Origin of the sequence: Vibrio sp. dhg (genome assembly GCF_003443775.1) — a bacterium.
GTDB lineage: Bacteria > Pseudomonadota > Gammaproteobacteria > Enterobacterales > Vibrionaceae > Vibrio > Vibrio natriegens.
In genome coordinates this window covers 213131-232874 of the sequence record NZ_CP028943.1, presented here as the reverse complement: position 1 = coordinate 232874, position 19744 = coordinate 213131, and the positions used below count along the sequence as shown (strand labels likewise).

Here is a 19744-nt window from a genome sequence, read left to right as displayed (position 1 = left end):
TCGTTAGTTCACCACTTTCTGAAAACATTCCACATCCATATCGCGAATGTTTACCGTTAGGCTGTAAACATGGCTGGCTTGTTCTTGAAGTACAACCATTAAGTCTCGGGATAACGCTCGTTTTTGTTCTGACGTTCTTCCTTCCAGTAACTCAAAGTTTACATGGATAAAATCCAGACTGTCGCCTTCTTCACCTATTAGCCAGTTATGACAGCGGAGTGTTCTTGACTTCACTGATGCCAATTCAAAAAGCCCGCAATCCAACGCAGCTCTATGTAAATCTTCTAGTAAACCTTGAACGTTGACGCGCTCTTCCACTGAGTTCGAATACTCTAAAACCAAATTTGGCATTTTGATTCCTTTCTACAACATTAAAATCCAGTGCGTAGTAATACCAATCCAAGCTGCAATTTCCGAGGAATGAACTATCATTCTGTCTACGTGATCACCAATCGATTGCTTTTGATAGAACTGACAGAAACAAGTGCTACGCTGACCAGATGTACAAAGCCGAACAAGACATGATACCAATCATGATCTGTTCAAATTATTCTGTTATATTCTTTCGTAGATTTTTTACATTAATCATTAATAGATAATACGGAGATATTCCTATGCGTCGTCCTGTAGTTATGGGTAACTGGAAACTAAACGGCAGCAAAGCGATGGTAACTGAGCTGCTAACTGGTCTTAACGCTGAGCTTGAAGGCGTTGAAGGTGTTGACGTAGCAGTAGCTCCACCAGCACTTTACATCGATCTAGCTGAGCGCGTAATCGCAGAAGGCGGTAACAAGATCATTCTAGGTGCGCAAAACACTGACCTAAACAACAGCGGTGCTTTCACTGGCGACATGTCTCCAGAAATGTTGAAAGATTTCGGTGCTACTCACATCATCATCGGCCACTCTGAGCGTCGTGATTACCACAACGAATCAGACGAGTTCATCGCGAAGAAATTTAACTTCCTAAAAGAAAACGGCCTAACGCCAGTTTTCTGTATCGGTGAATCTGAAGCACAAAACGAAGCAGGCGAAACTGAAGCAGTATGTGCTCGTCAAATCAACGCAGTTATCGACGCTTACGGCGTTGAAGCTCTAAACGGCGCAATCATTGCTTACGAACCAATCTGGGCAATCGGTACTGGTAAAGCAGCAACAGCTGAAGATGCACAACGCATCCACGCTTCTATCCGCGCACTAATCGCAGCGAAAGACGAAGCAGTTGCTGAGCAAGTAATCATCCAATACGGCGGTTCTGTTAAACCAGAAAACGCAGAAGCATACTTCTCACAACCAGACATCGATGGTGCTCTAGTTGGTGGTGCTTCTCTAGACGCGAAGAGCTTCGCAGCAATCGCTAAAGCAGCGGCAGCAGCAAAAGCTTAATTTTGTTTTTAAACAAGTAAAAATAACAAAGGGATGCATCATGCATCCCTTTCTCTATCTCGGTTCAAAACCGTCACCCACCAAATAAAACACCTTCAAAGGTACAGGTCTTCAAACTTATCGATTTTTTTACCGTAAGCCTCTAACTCTTCAACTGTTTTTTTCTTCTTGATGAAAACGTGCAAGTTTTTCCTTAGAAATTTCTTAAACTTACGATTAATCTTTTTATGCATTAGGTAAGGGATAAAGTCCGATACCGGAATAAATTCTGTATTACCAAATCCATCAATCAAATAGAGTGTAATAGCCCCTTCAGCCTGCCTCACCAGCAAGTTAGTCAACACTAAATCACTTGGTATAACTCGGCTCTCGATCAAGTAATCTTTTAGAATTCGAATCTCCAGCAGCAAATGATCGATATCGAGTTCATTCCCTTGCTGCACAATATATTGTGCAAGGTTTAATGAAACTGACAGGTCCTCGTCCAAAATCACTTGCTGCTTAAAGCCAACTTGAGTCTCTGTTGTCACCTTCCCCAAAAATTCTGGAATATGCGTGAACTGAACGCTTTTCTTTTTTAGTCGCTCAAAAAACTCAATTTCTCGATAGGTTTGCTTCGCAGCGTCTTTCTGGCTCAACTTCACACATTGAGCAGGATTGGAAGGGTTTTGAAAACAAACTCGCTCTGCACCTTTACCGATAACCGTCCAGTTTTGGAATTCATGATCTGATTGCATCTTTAACCTTTACATGTTTTCTCTTGTAATCGATAGCAAAAAGCGCTTACGTTGTGTTTACGAGAGGAACTCTTTGAACTTAATGCTAATTGTATCACGAACTTGGAAACTGTGACGAGTCGCTCGGATATTAGAAGATAAGCCAGATCATAGAGGTTTATTCTGGGGCTGTTGTCGAACACCTCAAAGAGTGTAAAGCAAACTCAATCTTCGCCGCTCTTCTCTATGAAAGTGTTTATTGATGCTAACTTAATCGCATTTCAGCGCTTTTCCAACCAATTACATCCAATTTACTGAGTCACGAGTCTTACTCTTTCACTGCCTGCTCGCCTAAGCTGAATAGATAAGGAGAAAGCATGACGACACCAATATCAGACATAGCCAGTGTTATCCATCATGGCGGAAAGCACACCGTTACCGGTTCCTGTCATGAACTTCAGCTAACAAACGGCAGTATTTTGATTGATTGTGGACTCTTTCAAGGCAAGGATCTCAGCTTTGGTGGACGCAATGCCTCACTGAACATCGAGTTTCCTACCGAGCAGGTAAAGGCTCTCGTTCTCACTCACGCTCATATAGATCATATTGGCCGGCTGCCATGGTTACTGGCCTCTGGTTTTAAAGGACCAATATATTGCACTCAAGCAACGGCGGAACTCGTTCCCTTAATGCTTGAAGACGGCTTGAAACTGCAACTCGGTTTAAACTACCACCAGCGCCAACAAGTACTGAATATCATTAAAAAACAGCTAAAATCTTGTGATTATCAGCAGTGGGTAGAACTCCCTGCTCTCGCACATGTCCGCTTCCAACCTGCAGGGCATATACTGGGTTCTGCTTATGTCGAATTTAAACTCTCAAATAATGAAGTTGTCGTTTTCTCCGGTGACTTAGGGCCATCGAATACGCCACTTTTGCCTGATCCACAATCGCCAGAGCGCGCGGACTACCTGTTTATAGAATCCACCTACGGCGATAGACAACATGAAGACATTGCGACACGTACAAAGCGTTTAAACGACATCATTGATCATGCGTTAAAAGATGGTGGTGTGATTCTGATCCCTGCTTTTAGTGTCGGTCGAACACAAGAGCTGCTATTTGATATAGAGCAATTGATTAACCAGCATGAATTGGCATCGTCATTACCCATCATCCTAGACTCTCCTCTAGCAAAAGAAGTGACAAAAACGTATCGACGTTTTAAAACCTTATGGAGTCAGGAAGCAAAGCAAAGATTAGACAATCAACGCCATCCACTTGCTTTCGACCAGTGTATTACAGTGGAAAGTCACACAGAGCATAAAGCCTTAGTAAACCGACTCGCTTCAACTGATGAACCCGCCATTGTTGTGGCCGCTTCCGGAATGTGTGAAGGCGGTAGAATCGTCAACTATTTGAAAGCCCTTCTTCCAGATGAAAGAAACGACGTTCTATTCGCAGGTTATCAAGCTCAAGGTACGTTAGGCGAGGCGATACAATCAGGTAATTCAGAGGTTGAGATAGATGCTCAAGAAATCCAAGTTAATGCTCAGATTCATACTATTTCTGGTTATTCCGCCCATGCAGACAAAAGTGATTTACTCAAGTTTATTACTGGCATTCCCACAACACCAACAGCCATTCATTTGATTCATGGGGAAGATGAAGCCCAACAAGTATTGGGGAAGGAATTAGAGAAGAAAGGATTTACGGTGGTTTATTGATAGTGGAGGTTATGGGCCTAGGAATCTAGTACCTGGGCCCTAACGTAATTAAGCCACTTTTACTGCGGGTACGTCTTCAACCTGATTTTTCGAAGGTTTGTTGTAAATATTCTCGAAGCAGTAATTTGTCGCCTCAATGTAACCTTCTACGCTACCACAGTCGAAGCGCTGACCCTTAAACTTGTACGCCAATACGCAGCCGTTTTGTGCTTGCTGCATCAGCGCATCCGTAATTTGAATTTCGCCACCTTTGCCCGGCTCAGTATTTTCAATTAATTCGAATATATCAGGAGTCAAAATATAGCGACCAATGATCGCCAGATTACTTGGTGCGGTGCCCGGCTCTGGCTTTTCAACCATATTGTCGATGCGGAAGATGTCGTCTTTGATCATCTCACCGGCAATGACACCGTACTTATGCGTCTCTGTTTCTGGGACTTCTTGTACGGCAACAATCGAACAGCGGAACTGCTTGTACAAGTCAACCATCTGCGCCAGCACACCTTTGTCTTCGTTAACACACAGGTCATCGGCCAATACCACGGCGAACGGTTCGTCACCCACAAGCTCACGCCCGGTCAGAATAGCATGGCCCAAGCCTTTCATTTCACGCTGACGAATATAGGTATAGCTCGCTGAATCAATCAAGCTACGAATATCATCTAACAGTACTTCTTTACTACTTCCGCTGATTTGATGCTCTAATTCGTAGTTTTTATCGAAGTGATCCATCAGCGAGTGCTTGCCACGGCCTGTCACAATACACATGCCGTCCATGCCTGCTTCAATGGCTTCTTCGACGCCATACTCGATGAGTGGTTTGTTGACCACTGGCATCATTTCTTTTGGCATAGATTTAGTAGCAGGCAAGAAACGTGTACCGTAACCCGCTGCTGGGAATAGACATTTTTTTATCATTTTTAATTACCAACTGAAAAAAAAGCTCCACAGAAGGAGCCTTTAGCTTTAAGAAAAATTGAAATTAATCGCTACCAAACAGGTCACGTGTATAGACTTTATCAGCGACGTCAGCCAGTTCTTCTACCATACGGTTTGAAACGATCACATCAGCAGTCTGTTTGAACTCATTCAAGTCTTTTACGACACGAGAGTTGAAGAACTCCTCTTCTTGCAGAACAGGCTCATATACCACGACGTCAATGCCTTTTGCTTTGATGCGTTTCATGATCCCCTGAATAGAAGAAGCACGGAAGTTATCAGAGCCAGCCTTCATGATCAGACGGTAAATACCGACGACCTTTGGCTGACGCTTGATGATCGACTCTGCAATAAAGTCTTTGCGCGTGCGGTTTGCATCTACAATTGCACCAATGATGTTATTTGGTACATCTTGATAGTTTGCAAGAAGCTGCTTGGTGTCTTTTGGCAAACAATAACCACCGTAACCAAACGATGGATTGTTGTAGTGATTGCCAATGCGAGGGTCTAAACCCACACCTTCGATAATTTGACGTGCGTCTAAGCCATGCGCTTCCGCATAAGAATCAAGCTCATTGAAATACGCAACACGCATCGCTAAATAAGTGTTTGAGAAAAGTTTAACCGCTTCTGCTTCTGTTGAATCAGTAAACAGTACCTGAATGTCTTCTTTTACCGCACCTTCAACTAACAAACTTGCGAATGTCTCGGCACGTTTACTACGCTCACCGACAATAATACGAGATGGGTGTAGGTTGTCGTAAAGCGCTTTACCCTCGCGTAAAAACTCTGGTGAGAAGAAAATGTTCTCGCAGCCTAGCTCTTGCTTAATACGAGCAGTGTAACCCACCGGTACCGTCGACTTAATGACCATCACGGCATCTGGATTAATTGACATTACGTCTTTAATCACGGCTTCTACCGAAGAGGTATTAAAGTAGTTCGTCGTTGGGTCGTAATCAGTTGGCGTGGCAATAACCACGTACTTCGCTTCTTGATAAGCAGTTTCTTTATCTGTCGTGGCGACAAAATTAAGTTGCTTGTTCGCGAGAAACCCCTCGATCTCCGCATCCACAATCGGGGACTGCTTATTGTTTAGTAACTCAACCTTTTCTGAAATGATATCCAACGCGACAACTTCGTGGTTCTGCGCCAACAGCATGGCGTTGGAAAGCCCTACATAGCCGGTACCCGCAACTGCAATTTTCATTGATAAATCCTTGGTTTCTTTTTCTTCTTGGAGAATATCAGAATTTGAAAAGTTGGACTAGCCTGAAACTCTTGAGCTTAAATGATACAAATGTCAAGATCGAGACTGTCAAAAAATGACCAATAAAGTGTCAAATCTTCTTTAGTCTATGAGCTGTTTGAAGTAAAATCACACAATCAAAAAAAAAACAAAACCTATTAAACAAACGTTGGCTAAATCATGTTGTTAGAACTAAGTGCTATCTTCTTCTCTTCATTTGTCACCCTTTTCTTAATGCGAAAACTCGCCAAAAGGATCGGTTTGGTGGATAGACCGAACAAAAGAAAGCTCCACAATGGAGCAATCCCCTTGGTTGGTGGCATTTCAATTTGTCTCGTTTTAGCGCAATACTTAGCGTTTCGGCCTGAAGCAGTTCAACACAGCGAGGTTTACTTAGCTTGTATTGCGATTCTGACTTTGATTGGCGCAATAGACGATAAAATAGACTTAAACTTTAAAGCTCGAATGTTCGTACAGGCCGTCCTTTCGGTGATAATGATGTACGTTTACGGTATTGACCTACACAACTTGGGCAATATGTTTGGCTTTGGCGACGTGTCTTTAGGCATCGTAAGCCCTGTGATTACCATTTTGGCAGTGATCGGCGCTATTAATGCCTTTAATATGGTGGACGGTATTGATGGCCTGTTAGGCGGGCTCTCTATTGTATCTTTAGCTTCCATCGCCTTTCTATTGCAAGTCAATGGCCACCACAGCTTAGGCTATTTCTGCCTTGTGCTGATGGTTGCTACGTTACCTTATATTATGATGAATCTCGGTATTTTTGGCCGTAAACGCAAAGTGTTTATGGGAGACGCCGGCAGTATGCTAATGGGCTTTACCATCATTTGGGTCCTACTCGCGGCTAGCCAAACCCGCTCTGAGCCATTGATCCGCCCAGTCACAGCCCTATGGCTCATTGGCTTCCCACTGATGGATATGGTCGCCATTATGGTTCGTCGCATCCGCCGTGGAGACTCACCATTCAAACCTGACCGAGAGCACCTTCACCACATATTCCAACGTATTGGGTTTAACTCACGCCAGACGCTTGCAGCAATTTGCTTCCTAGCATCTCTGTTTGCCTTGTTTGGTATTTATGGTGAGTTTAAGAACATCAGTGAGCCGGTGATGTTCTATTCGTTCATCGCACTCTTTGCGGTTTATTTCTATGTTCTGACGCACATTTGGCGCGTGACTAGTCTGGTTCGCCGCATGATGGGGAAAAAAGAGCTCGAAATGGCTCATGATGTAAACGCACGCTGATCCCTCATATTAGTAGTAACACTACCTGATTTGCTCACGGCATGGGCGGCAACTAGCACGGTCGTCCATCCAACACTTTTGTCAGTGGCGCGTGGCATGAGGTTCAGAGAAGGACAATACTTGGAAACAGCTGCCGACTACTCGACATAAATAAGTTCATCATGGCAGCCCAGAACGTACACGATAGCAAATATCATCTATCAGTACTGGCGTAGAATGGATGGTGACCCCACTCGGGACTGGCTGACTCTGTACAGGTTAGGGGATATACTTATGAATAATCCCCATACTTAATTTTATTTAGCGTCATTAAGACTAAGTTCAAATCACCTTTTTGAATCACTTCTATCGGGGTTGAGCCTCCTAATGCAGGAATAGGTGAGGTTAACCACTCAATCCCCAACTCTGCTGAACAAAAAACCGCTTCGATTTCAGATTTTAGCCCTGGAAATTTCGTCAGCACTGATCCCACTTCAGAATGCCTCACACCCAATTCACAATCAGTTCCTTGAGTCATTGCATCAGCATGTGGATTGCAGGGAGCCCCTCCCTCAACCCGATCTTCTTCTGCCCACTGTTTTTTGCTCACAATCCAGTTCTCACTTTAAAAATGACACTAGATAATTTATAGCACAACGAGTTATTTGCCCCAATGTTAGGTCTGATCTGAGACAAGCAATGGGAATAAAGAATGCTTGCAGCACTCGGTTCGTCGCTTTACATTCATGTTGAAAGCCTCGGGTATCCCTGCTTTTTCATTGAGTTGTTATTGACTGTCTGAGCAGAAGTCATGGCATCTATTTGAACTTGGCGTATATGCAAAGTGGGCCCACCGAGGACGCTCGATAAGCCTGACCACTTTGCCTACCAGGTATTGGTGACTAACACTCGTCACCGCACACGAAATGCGTTTCCTTGTTATATCTTTAAACTCTCTATGCTTTTGCTGGTCCAGCAATACGTCCATAAACGGAATTTGGCGCTTTTACTTTTAACGCTTTACCAAATGATGAACGGCTTTTACTGGCATGGTTCTGCATACGTTTGATGGCGTTATCGACGTTGATATTCTCTGTTTTATTCGCTGCTACAGTCAACATAATCTCCCCCCTTCATTACCTTAACGATAACCGAACCTACTTAGATTTAAAAGCTGAGATGATAGGATCCGATAACCGTCACCAAGAGGAAATATCTGGTACTACGGCCACCATCGGCTGACACGACACCTTGCCAATTAAAATGCCCAGATTGAGTCTCTTGGTTCAAACCAGCGGTTCGATGAACCTGTCATCCCAAATAAAATGTGGCCATGACGGTTGTTCCCAAATCCACATGTTCCTTGACTCCTTTGATTCGAATACGCCCTCTATTCCAATCATAATATGATGCGAATATTATGAGCATTCAAATCAAATTATCATTAGGTTATCGCCACTATTCGCTTTACTGTCCCCCTGACGATGTTCATTAGCATCCTGGGTGAACAGAGGGGGTATATTGACAACTTGTTGCTACAGTATTCGTCACGACAAACTTAATCAGCCCCTATTTCCTATACCGTCGATCTGATGGTGAGCCCAATATGCAGTTCCCATATGCTGTTGTTTAAAGGGATATTGGCTCCAATATGCAGTTCCCATATGCTAATGTTTCAAGGGATATTGACTCCAATATGCAGTTCCCATACGCTAATGTTTCAAGGGATATTGACTCCAATATGCAGTTCCCATACGCTAATGTTTCAAGGGATATTGGCTCCAATATGCAGTTCCCATACGCTAATATTTCAAGGGATATTGGCTCCAATATGCAGTTCCCATACGCTAATGTTTCAAGGGATATTGGCTCAATATCCGGTTCCCGGAGTGAGGGGGTAAATGGGATATTGGCTCCTATATCCGACTCCTATGGCGGTCATATTGTATGACACACACTTGACTAACAATCAGGTGATTACTTCTTTCCCTGCAATTCCTAAACCTTATTAGAGGGATAGGTTCTTATGGTTACGCTAATTCTGGTTTCTGTACTCGACTAGTAAATAGGGTTCTACTTGCTAAAAGGGAGGTTTGGGTTCAAGTTTACGCCCTATAAACTCAGCCCATATTTTGGGATCGCTTATGCAGACTTCAATCTCAGCCCATATTTTGGGATCTGTTAAGCAGGCCTCAAACTCAGCCCACATTTTGGGGTCGGTTTGCCAAAACGGAAAGTCGGCCCCTATTTTGGGTTCAGGTTGCCACCGGCGCGCTTCTTTCGGCACGTGCTCAGGTTAAGATCAGAGGTGGTCCCGACTCAAATCCCACTCAAGGCTAACTGCTTAGTCGCTTTTACTTTCGGTCTTTTTACCTGTGGCACTCCATAGGCTGTCAAGTCTTTGCTCATGACACCTTCTCTCCATACGACTTTCATCTCTTCGTTATACTACCGTTTTTCCTTCGATGCCCTAAGGCTTTTTAACCCTACTTAACCATCGCCAAGACAGCACGGTATAAAAAACCACCTGAGACAGTTGATCGAAAGGATCACGGACATGAGACGTTTTCGATCAAATTAAAATCTATAGAAACAGGAACTTAAATTAAAATAAAAAGAGTGCCGCCTATTGGGCTAAAAGCCCCGCCATCACTGGGCTGACGCTGATCACAGGGAGAGTGGCCAAGAGACCATGAGACACAAGCCGCTCTTCTCACGGCACGTTGAGACGGTGCCCGCCGATCATGCCCCCGAATAATTGCACTTTGACTCCGTCAACGTTTTTGAACATTTCTGCATCCATTTATTGTTTTTGAGAGAATCATTGCAAAAATTTCATAATAAACGAGAGGTTAATCCAAAACGCTTTCAACAGACTCATAAATGTGATTATGATTAAAAAACGCACGGAAGCACCATATGTCGATCAGACCAGCAAATAATACACAATATGTAGAGTTTACGTATTTCACTGAGTGTCTTTCACCGACCGTTTTGTACTGACTGTATTTTCACTGACAAGGAAAGCGAGCGAACTTATGAGACCAAAACTAAAGAAAATGGGACTCCCCACCCTGCGTCTTCAGATGCACCCCTTACTCCATGCATTGACGCAAGACGATCGCTTCCAGTTAACGCAAACGCCATCGCTCGACGCTATCTCCGTTCACCACCTACAGCGCCTCCTTGATTGTCACCCGATCCCCGTCACGCGGCCCTCCTCCACTGGGCATTACCACAGCCTCATGCCCATTGCCTTTCTGGAGCGATTGAGGGCGCATCCACACCGCGCCGATCTGGTGGTGAGCTTACTGATGTATGATGACGATGAAGCCCAAGACGCCCTCAGCAGTTTTCTGTTATTTGCCCCAGCTCTGGTGCTCTCCACACAGGCTTATCAGGCCCAAAATATCCACCAGCGCCTGCGTCAGTTCAAAGCCCTGGCCATCCCTTCTCCCACGAAAAGAACCCTCGCCGCGCTCGCGGGCTGTTCCCCTTCGGCCTTTCGATAATTACGAGGAGCAGATAGTGATGGTACCCTTTCAGCAGTTAGCCCGAGACAATCGCCAAAAGAACGCTGGCGGACGCTATCCCGATGCGCTGGCTCATGCCACGACACTGGCGATCCTGCTGCGCAGACTGGCTCGGGAAGATCCGAACGACCGCCCCGCCATGACGGGGGTCGCGCTGTTTCTTTGGCTCACGCAAGCCTGGCCCGACATTCATCATCCCAGTGACATCCCCGATCTTGTCAAAATCGCCGGATCGACGCCATGCCGAGCGCATACCTTGCGTACCTACAAGGATGGGGCGTTCTCGTGGGCGGAATACGCGCAGGGCTATCATGACGGAAAGATGACACAGTACTTATGGCAACCTTTTCCGACGTATCTCAATGTGTTTTTCCAACCCTGGATCAGCGGGCAGCGGTATGAGACGCCTTTGCTTAGTCGTAAAGCTAAAGCGCGCCTGTTTCACCTCATGAGCAAAAAATGGCGAACCCCTGACCCACTTCTTGACTATCCGCGCGTCCGAAAAGACGTCTTTCATCAATATCTGATTGATTGTGCCCTCGTGGACAATACCCTCACCGCGATACCCCGAGCCCAACTCGTCTCGCCGAACCGAAGGCATCATAAACACGCCGAAAGCTATCAACATAGCGACAGTGACCGAGTCCGATATAAACTGTTTGATGCCCACAATCGCTACTTGTCCCGCCTAATCAGAGCGGCCCGAAATACCAACTTATCGCCACACTTTGACGTCTTTATTGGTCATCACGCCATCAGTTTGGTGGCCGAGCATCCCAAGTTAGCGCCATACCTCACGATCTCCGGGCGGATCGCCCAGACCGTGTTAGAGACATCCAATGGCAGCCATCAAAACATCCGTAGCCCGGCGCTCCCATTGGGCAGCAGGCGCCACTTAGATATCAATGCCGTCATCCGTTTCTTTGATCGTTTATTTACTCATGTCCGAGCCCTGAAACCCACTCCTCCCGCCAGTAAAAAGCAGTGGGTCGCCTATTACAATGCCGCGACCTATCGCCTCGCGTTGCTGTTCATCCTTCTGACGGGGACGCGCCCAACGCATGGGATCAGTCTGTTAGCTCACTACTATTCGGGCGGCGATATTGGCTTTGTCTACGACAAAGGACGCCTGAGGCAAATCATGGTGAGCAAGCCGCTTCAGCATGAAATTCAGCAGTACCGAGCTCTGCAGTCGGCGGTGCGCGCGATGTGGGGCTCGTCCCCGGCGTTAGACGAACTGTGGTTCTGCCTCGATGAACACGGACAGCCTGAGCGCTTATCCAGCCGCGCCTTACGCCAGTTTATGCATCAACACTGGCCTGGGGTGGTCCCCTACCAACTGCGTCACTTTTTTGCGCAAAGTGCCGTCAATCATGTCTCCTCGACGCGATTGCTCGACCAGGACATCGACCGTCTGATGGGACACCAGGCCCTCGGCGAACATTTGGGCAGTGACATGATCTTTCCCGAGACCGCAGAGGCAATGAAGCGTTATCTGAATCACTATGCGGCCGGGCTCCATTTAAAGGAGCTTCCCTATGTCTAACCGCATCACCCAGACCCTCGCCAAGGACATACACCGACATTTCGAGCACGTCGGACAAGCGTGCTCTGCGCTTGAAGATCTACAATGGGTCCTCAATCGATGGTCGATTGTTGATCATCAAGTGCGGCGCCTCGACAAGGCCGATATTGCGCCGATTGAAAAGCAGATCAAAGTGGTGCCCACGGGTAAACAAAAACACTACCGACAAGCCCTTAACGATATCTTGTTTTACCTTCAGGATGCCTGCCATTGGGCACTACCAGAAGCGCATCAGCCCGGCATTCGAGACACCGACTATGCGTGGTTTGCGTCCATTGCTGGCGAGTTACAAGGCGCGCAGCAGGTATTGGCCTGCTATCAGCGGCAAAAAACGCACTACCTAAACACTCGAGGGGCACTGTCTCCGGCGTTCATCGCCCTGATGATTGGCTTTGAGGTGGCACCCTTGTCCTTGTCTCACCTTTCTCAATTACTTAGCGATCCCACGTCGATTGTCGTAGAACACGGCGTGCCTCGTCTTCGGGTTCTCCACCGAACCTCTGAAAAAGAAGAATCTCGCGATACGCATTACCATCTCCCACTGATGAGCTATCGCTTACTCAGTGACTATTATGCGCAATCCCCCACTCCGCTGAGTGAACACCACCTTCATCAACGACTGACACAGTGGTTACAAGGCCAGGCTCTGCCACCTGCGGATCAGCTCACCTGGTCACGACGCTTTCAAATCAGTTGGTATGTCCGCCACCGTATCCCGCCACTGCTTATCAAAGATCTCGCCATCCCTGAGCGGCATGTCAGTCTAACCCGCGAGCATCAAACGTCGACACTCAAGCCATCCGATATTTATGCGATTGACTGGGACATGCATTGGTTTGAGCGCCTAACAGCATCCAACGGCAAAACATCCTGGCCTCATCGCGATTTGATCAAAGCGTCTTCCTCATCAAAACCGCTCCCCGGTGCGCCCACCCTGGACGAGAAGAACCTGTTACCACGTTTGTTGTATGACTATACGCATCAGTTAATCAGGGACGGCGGGGTGAAAAAAACGACGCTGGCCGCCAACACCATCATCAAATACACTCGCCTTGAAAGTATCCTGGACGCCTATCCACTGTCTTATGCGGATGCCATCAACGAAGAGGCGATCAACGCCTGGGCTCAGACGGTGTATGACTCGCTCTCAACGGAGTCTCTCCAGCAAATCTTTGTGTATTTTCTGCGCTTTCTCAGTATTCAGGAGCAAACGGACAACATTGATCTGGCACTCTTCGCACCACCGACCATGCCGCCTTCGGTAAGTCCGGTTCGCTTGGATTTAACGCAGTTAGATACCCTTATCCAAACCCTCATCGCCAGCAATACAACGCATCCGTTTCGCAGTTTATTTGCGGTGATGGCTACGCTTCTCGGCTTTTTCGGCATGCTTCGCCGGGGTGAAGTCCTGCGCCTTCGTTGCCAAGATGTTCAGTTTGTGCCCAAAACGGGGTTACTGACATTGACCATCAAGCATACCGCAAAAGAGCGAACCAAAAGTGGTCAGTCTCGCACAGTGTATACGACCATTCCCAAGCAGTATCGCAAACTGTTCCAGGTGCTCTTATTCATCAAACAAAGCGCGTCACCGGACCGTCCCTTGTTAGGGTTTGAAGGAGAAAAATACCATTCCCGTCAACTCTATTACTTCTTGCCTGTCTCGCGTGCGCTGAAAATGCACTTTGGGCCGCAGATGAAGTTTCACCACCTTCGTCATTCCGGCGTTCATCTGTTGATGTTTCAGGTGTTGCATTTTGTCAGTCGTACCCCGGAGCAAACTCGAGGTCATACTCGTCTGGAAAACGAAGTTATGTCGGATCGCGTGATTACCACCCGTTTTGACTACTGGCTGGAAGGACGAGCGCTCAGTGAGGTGAATGATGGCATTTTCTTTGATGAAGTCTGTAAACAAATTGGGCATGCGCATTATTCTACAACCCGATGGTCTTACTTACACGACATTGACTGGCTCCTTCCGATCATCAGTCAGGCGCACCAACCGCACATCGCCAGAGACTATACGCACGCAGAACTGCGTTATCTGATGGGACTGTCTCCTCGCTCCAATGATTTATCAAGACGACTGAAACTCCTAAGCGCCGATTACGCTCAGAAAACCCTGGGCGAGAAGCGCAGTCAGACCATTAAACTCACAGACACCGATTTATGCGCCGCTATTTTAGGTAAACCACCGGAACCCAATGATGCCCCGCCGCCCGATCATGTTGGAGATTGGCAGCGCTCGATCCACATCAGCACCGACACGTTACTCGGCTTTCTCTTTAAAACCATGATGGCCCATCAATCGCTCGATCTCGCCGCGCTCAGTCAAATCTGGAGTCAGGGTTGTCAACATGACATTCAACCCATGAGTAAAAAGCAGCGCACCGCTCTTCGTCATCTGCCACCGGTTGAATTGTCCGATGATGGACGCTCGCTTCGAATGACGCTGGCTTGCAACATGAAAAATGCGCGCGCTTTTACGACTGCTTTTCGACACAAAGAGTGGCGATGGCTGAGCTGTCGTTTTGAACTCTCGGTGAATCGGAAACTCAACCGAGCGCGGCAAACTGAGCTGCTTAAACAGCATTATGTACAAAACAAAGAAACCGTTCGCGTCAGTCAGCATCCTTTAGGACAAACGGCGCTCACGATTGTCTTTGAGCCAAAATTACCGCTTTCAAAGCAGGTTCTCATGTTCACTCAACAATTTCTTGCATCCATACCACGACAGAAGGCCACACTATGAACATTATCATTCCAGCAAACAAACGCCCTCTTCTTCAAATCTTGTCAGAGCGTATCGATACGCACTATGCCGATTGTGTGGTGACCATACTCACCAATAAAACGGCGAGTACGATAACCTTTGTCTGCGGGCAATCCCCCTTTTGCTCTGAGTATCAGTTCATTCTTGATGAACACTCAACACAATTAAAGGATAAACAGTTCTCAATCGATGGCAGCTTCGCTAAACAGCTCACCCATTATTTTGTTGAAGGGCAGGACATCGAACTGGAATTCGAGATACACGCCTCTGGAGTGATGTTTGTGGAATTGGTCGACACGACCGCGCTTTGCAAAGATCAATATCAAACCGCGGCACTTCGCCGGTGTCAGTGCGGGGATGCTTCAGACGATCATCTGAACTATTTAACGGATAACCAGCAGCGTCCCACCACCACTACGTCCAAAGCGATCATAGAGCGTATCGTTTACGAAGCCCAAGAAAACGTGCCATTTGAATACCTTGAGTTTAATATGGAAGAACAGCGCATGCGAACTCAACGGCAAGGTGAAGTCTTAGACAAACCGCTTCCAAAGGGCTTAACACTGCCCGTGTCACTGGTTTTAACACCAGAGACCACGAAGCAAATGACCGAGCTTTGTCACCTCACCAGTGGTAACGAGATTGAAATCGCCCAACAGGGAGAGACGGTCACCTTCAAAACGCCAGAGTGCACGTTAACCAGCTCTTTAGCGGGGGTCGAAGATTTCTATCATAAAAAGCCCGACCCGATACGCACGTTAAAATACGTCGCTCTGAACCTGTTCGCGTTTAAAGAAGAATTGAAGCATTGCTTTAAAAAGTACGGGCGCATCAAAAAAGCCAATGATGCCCTGCTTTATTTAGGGAATAACCAAGCGGCGATTGCCTTTCTCACTAAACCTTATGAGTTTGTTCATCCCATTCACGTCTTCGAAGTCGGCAACAACGAAAATCATGCTGGCTCACTCTTTCGCTTCTCACCTCGTGATTTAGATAACATCCAGATCAAGAACTCGTTAGAAGCCAAAAATACCAGGATAGATATTTTTGAAACCTCCCACGGCGAGCTGAAACTGGGAGTGTACTATTCTCTGGAAGAGAAACTCCCGTATGACACCATAGCCATCGAAAAAGACGAACGTCACCTGAATAAAGTGTTGGAGATGATTGAAAGTATTGAGACAAAGCAGGGGGAAACCCCATCCACTCCGCCAGAGCAACAAGGCAATTTGTTTAATTTTGACGAGGGGGAATACGAATAATAACTTAAAGGGAGAAAGGCAAAAAATACTGGACAAATATCCAGCGCCTGATATGGTAATTGATGAGATTTTCACCAATAGTGGCTAAAAATGCACTCTTTGAAAATCAGATAAGCAGTTGGGATAGGAAGGCGGCAACCTCCCTACCCCGTACCGGCTGCGAGGACGTTTAAACCCAGTCCAGCCGATGGCACGATTCTAACGAATTCCATCGGTCAGGGACAGATCTATTTATGGATCCCACACTGATGGAGGCCACCATGGCTCACATTCGTATTCGCCCCAACGGGCGCATTCAATTCGATCTTCATTTGTATGGTCGCCGCTTTCGTGAAGGCACGAAGCTGATGGCGACACCGAAAAACCTCAGTCAAGCCAAAGCTACTCTCAAGCAGATGAATGCTGAAATTGACCTCAACACCTTCCAGTACCGCGACTATTTCCCCGACAGCAAAAAAGTGCCCCTCTTTGAAACGCTGCAGCGAGAAAAACACCCCGACCGTCTCTATCCGTTTTTCGATGATTTTGCCAATCAATGGTTTGACCGCCAAAAAGGCAAATGGAAAAGCAGCTATCAAAATACGGTGCGCAATACCCTCGACCGTTATCTGATTCCCGCCTTTGGTAATACACTCATTAATGAAGTAACGTTAGCAAATGTGGAGTTCTTTCGAGAAACCTTAATCAACCAACTGGACGACAAGGGCAATCGCAAGCTCTCAAATAAACGTATCAACGGCATCTTCTGGCCGCTGGTCTCCATTTTAGGCCTCGCCGCAGATGAGCATCAATTTACCTACCCGCTTCGCCGCTATAAAACGCTCAAAGAAGAAAAAGCCGATTCTCACCCGATGACCCTACAGGAGGTTCAGCATTTTCTGGTGACAGTACCTGCCGAATGGCGCGACTATTTTATTGTCCGTTTCTGGACCGGGATCCGCAGCTGTGAACTTCATGGCCTGCACTGGGAGCACATCGACTTTGACCACCGCCTCATTCGTGTTCGTCAGAACATGGTTAATGGCGAACTGGGCGAAGTCAAAACCCCGAAATCACGCCGAGAGCTTAAAATGTGTGACACCCTATTGGAGGTATTCACCCGCCTAAAAGCGCAAAAAACGGATGACTCCCCCTTTGTGTTCACGCAACAAGGAAAACCGCTCGACACCCACTTTATCAGTAAGAAGATTTGGTACCCGACCCTCGAAAAAGCCGGGCTTAGACGCAGACGTCCCTATGAAACCAGACATACCGCCGCCGTGCTTCATATCGCCGCACACGAAAACCCGCTTTATATCTCTCACATGCTTGGCCACAGCGATACCCGCTTATTATTCAAAGTGTACGCGCCCTATGTCGCCAATGCGTCAAGAAGCGATGGCAGTGCGTTTAATGAATTGATGAAGAAGGAGGGGTTTCTATGAATGATGGCCTCTCATTTGAAGCACAATGGGATAAACTGAATACTTTGCTTGATTTTCAAAATGCTCACGACAATACGCTGATCATCATGGCATTAGGTGGGTTATCTCAGGATGTACAGCGGATTTGGTGGCAGTCCGAAGCGCCCTTTGATTTGCATCCTTCGGCACTTTTACAAGATAGTTTGTCGCTTTATGCTCAGCGATGCTGGCAGCAATACCGAAGCGATACCGCTTTGTTTCATGCACTCAGTGACCATGTGACCGCATGTTTCGGATCTCAGAGTCATTGCTATTTTGATCTTGAGTTACATCAGCGCTATCCCGATTTGCCGCTGATTAAGTTTTGGCTCGCATCGGCGTCATGTTGCTGCCGAGAATATCCGGTCAATCAGGGAGACTTGTGGCTACAACACCTTCGCTTGACTCAGGCCATGAGCCTGGCGATGGAGCAGCAGTCCTACTGCCCTGATCGACTCGTCGGGTATGGCGAACAATTGGTCATCATCATTGATGTGGAAACTCAATGGGTGGTGGTTTGCAGTGAGAAATCATTTTTACCCTTCAAGGCATTGGGATATCAATTTTGGCATTGTTGGTATCCTTCATAAAACCGAAGTGATAGTGATATCCAAAGGTCTATAAATTAAGTACTTACTGGTGAACACTTACACCTAAATAACCAAAAGCCCCAACCGCTATATCACGGTTGGGGCTCTGTCACTATTGGGGAGAAAACAATAACCTCAGAAAAGTGTCTCAATATCGTCTCACTGCTGAGACGGACGCTAAGCTAATACCCTGTAAAACAAAGGCAAAATAGGATCACCAACGATCATTACCAAGGGTTTTGACGATTGGGGTTTCAATTTAGCATGGCGGTATCCCTCAAAAACAGAGGTAACTTTGCGAAAAGAAGCGCAGCGAGCTCCGATAGCCAACAAAAAGAAAGGATAGAGGAAGGAGATAAGAAGAGAGAGCACCAACCGTTAGGTCGGTGCTCTGAATAAAATCAGGCGACTTCAGTGTCAAGCACCTTTTGCTCAGTTTTCTGAGACGTCATTGCCGAAGGCTGCTTGTAAATGTTTTCATAGCAATAATTGGTGGCTTCAATATAGCCTTCCACACTACCGCAATCGAAACGTTGACCTTTAAATTTATACGCCAACACACAGCCAGATTTCGCCTGTTTCAGCAGCGCATCCGTAATTTGGATTTCACCGCCCTTGCCAGGTTCGGTTTGTTCAATCAGATCAAAAATATCTGGCGTTAAAATATAACGACCGATGATCGCCAAATTACTCGGCGCCGTCCCGGCTTCCGGTTTTTCGACCATGTCATCCACACGGAATAAATCGTCTTTGATCATTTCACCAGAAATCACACCGTATTTATGGGTTTCTGATTCAGGTACTTCCTGCACAGCAATGATTGAGCAGCGGAACTGATTATACAACGCCTTCATTTGGGCCAAAACACCTCGGCCTGGATCAACACAGAGGTCATCAGCCAATACTACGGCGAATGGATTATCACCGATTAATGGGCGGCCCGTTAAAATCGCGTGCCCTAATCCTTTCATTTCACTTTGACGAATATAGGTAAAGCTTGCAGTATCAATCAGTGAGCGAATATCCGTTAACAGGGATTCTTTGCTGGTACCGCTAATTTGATGCTCGAGTTCATAGTTCTTATCGAAGTGATCCATTAATGCGTGCTTACCGCGACCAGTAACCACGCACATATCGGTCATACCCGCTTGAATCGCTTCTTCCACGCCGTATTCAATCAGCGGCTTGTTCACCACAGGCATCATTTCCTTGGGCATGGATTTCGTCGCAGGAAGAAAGCGAGTTCCGTATCCTGCTGCTGGGAATAGACATTTTTTAATCATAATTTTTTCTAACCAATT

General features: G+C 46.5%; 16 protein-coding genes. 9 read left to right on the top strand and 7 right to left on the bottom strand.

The genetic code is table 11. The features are described 5' to 3' along the window. Positions 1 to 3: 3 nt before the first annotated feature. Complete coding sequence (locus DBX26_RS01070) at positions 4 to 351, bottom strand: 5-carboxymethyl-2-hydroxymuconate Delta-isomerase (protein ID WP_118117586.1); 348 nt, start codon at positions 349 to 351, stop codon at positions 4 to 6. 263 nt (positions 352 to 614) lie between these two features. Here DBX26_RS01070 and tpiA point away from each other — a divergent pair, with 263 nt between their 5' ends. Further along, positions 615 to 1385: a triose-phosphate isomerase gene (tpiA, locus tag DBX26_RS01065; protein ID WP_014230647.1), complete on the top strand. Its 771-nt coding sequence runs from the start codon at positions 615 to 617 to the stop codon at positions 1383 to 1385. Positions 1386 to 1480: 95 nt separating this feature from the next. Here tpiA and DBX26_RS01060 read toward each other — a convergent pair whose 3' ends face one another. Continuing rightward, a complete protein-coding gene (locus tag DBX26_RS01060; RefSeq protein ID WP_118117583.1) occupies positions 1481 to 2122 on the bottom strand; it encodes a YrbL family protein in 642 nt (213 codons plus the stop codon). 356 nt (positions 2123 to 2478) lie between these two features. Here DBX26_RS01060 and DBX26_RS01055 point away from each other — a divergent pair, with 356 nt between their 5' ends. Next, positions 2479 to 3828, top strand: a complete 1350-nt coding sequence (locus DBX26_RS01055) for an MBL fold metallo-hydrolase RNA specificity domain-containing protein (RefSeq protein WP_118117581.1) — start codon at positions 2479 to 2481, stop codon at positions 3826 to 3828. A gap of 48 nt (positions 3829 to 3876) precedes the next feature. On the opposite strand, the gene galU (DBX26_RS01050) is transcribed toward DBX26_RS01055, so the two are convergent. Both galU (DBX26_RS01050) and DBX26_RS01045 read right to left on the bottom strand, forming a co-directional pair. Continuing rightward, positions 3877 to 4746, bottom strand: coding sequence for a UTP--glucose-1-phosphate uridylyltransferase GalU (galU, locus tag DBX26_RS01050; RefSeq protein ID WP_118117579.1), 870 nt, complete (start codon positions 4744 to 4746; stop codon positions 3877 to 3879). A gap of 64 nt (positions 4747 to 4810) precedes the next feature. Beyond that, complete coding sequence (locus tag DBX26_RS01045; protein WP_118117577.1) at positions 4811 to 5977, bottom strand: nucleotide sugar dehydrogenase; 1167 nt, start codon at positions 5975 to 5977, stop codon at positions 4811 to 4813. A gap of 219 nt (positions 5978 to 6196) precedes the next feature. Between DBX26_RS01045 and wecA the strand changes: the two genes are divergently transcribed. Beyond that, on the top strand, positions 6197 to 7282 hold the full coding sequence (wecA, locus tag DBX26_RS01040) for a UDP-N-acetylglucosamine--undecaprenyl-phosphate N-acetylglucosaminephosphotransferase (protein WP_118117575.1): 1086 nt from the start codon (positions 6197 to 6199) through the stop codon (positions 7280 to 7282). A 271-nt stretch (positions 7283 to 7553) separates the two neighbouring features. On the opposite strand, the gene DBX26_RS01035 is transcribed toward wecA, so the two are convergent. Both DBX26_RS01035 and DBX26_RS25395 read right to left on the bottom strand, forming a co-directional pair. Further along, positions 7554 to 7871 (bottom strand): MbcA/ParS/Xre antitoxin family protein, encoded by a 318-nt coding sequence (locus tag DBX26_RS01035; protein ID WP_162889652.1) that lies wholly within the window; start codon positions 7869 to 7871, stop codon positions 7554 to 7556. Between the two features lie 346 nt (positions 7872 to 8217). After that, on the bottom strand, positions 8218 to 8382 hold the full coding sequence (locus tag DBX26_RS25395) for a hypothetical protein (protein ID WP_162889651.1): 165 nt from the start codon (positions 8380 to 8382) through the stop codon (positions 8218 to 8220). A gap of 1917 nt (positions 8383 to 10299) precedes the next feature. Between DBX26_RS25395 and DBX26_RS01015 the strand changes: the two genes are divergently transcribed. From DBX26_RS01015 to DBX26_RS00990, 6 genes are all read left to right on the top strand, one after another. After that, positions 10300 to 10773 (top strand): hypothetical protein, encoded by a 474-nt coding sequence (locus DBX26_RS01015; protein ID WP_118117567.1) that lies wholly within the window; start codon positions 10300 to 10302, stop codon positions 10771 to 10773. A gap of 19 nt (positions 10774 to 10792) precedes the next feature. Then, positions 10793 to 12340, top strand: coding sequence for a hypothetical protein (locus DBX26_RS01010; RefSeq protein ID WP_118117565.1), 1548 nt, complete (start codon positions 10793 to 10795; stop codon positions 12338 to 12340). After that, positions 12333 to 15128 carry a site-specific integrase gene (locus DBX26_RS01005; RefSeq protein WP_118117563.1) on the top strand — a complete coding sequence of 932 codons (2796 nt, stop codon included), beginning with the start codon at positions 12333 to 12335 and terminating at the stop codon, positions 15126 to 15128. The genes DBX26_RS01010 and DBX26_RS01005 overlap by 8 nt, the downstream gene beginning before the upstream one ends. Then, complete coding sequence (locus tag DBX26_RS01000; protein WP_118117561.1) at positions 15125 to 16411, top strand: hypothetical protein; 1287 nt, start codon at positions 15125 to 15127, stop codon at positions 16409 to 16411. Before DBX26_RS01005 ends, DBX26_RS01000 begins: the two co-directional genes overlap by 4 nt. Positions 16412 to 16671: 260 nt before the next feature. Continuing rightward, the gene (locus tag DBX26_RS00995) at positions 16672 to 17835 is read left to right on the top strand and encodes a DUF3596 domain-containing protein (RefSeq protein WP_118117559.1); all 1164 of its coding nucleotides are present in this window, start codon (positions 16672 to 16674) and stop codon (positions 17833 to 17835) included. Further along, positions 17832 to 18443, top strand: coding sequence for a hypothetical protein (locus DBX26_RS00990; RefSeq protein WP_118117557.1), 612 nt, complete (start codon positions 17832 to 17834; stop codon positions 18441 to 18443). Before DBX26_RS00995 ends, DBX26_RS00990 begins: the two co-directional genes overlap by 4 nt. A 401-nt stretch (positions 18444 to 18844) precedes the next feature. On the opposite strand, the gene galU (DBX26_RS00985) is transcribed toward DBX26_RS00990, so the two are convergent. Then, positions 18845 to 19726 (bottom strand): UTP--glucose-1-phosphate uridylyltransferase GalU, encoded by an 882-nt coding sequence (gene galU / locus DBX26_RS00985; protein WP_118117555.1) that lies wholly within the window; start codon positions 19724 to 19726, stop codon positions 18845 to 18847. Positions 19727 to 19744: the final 18 nt, after the last annotated feature.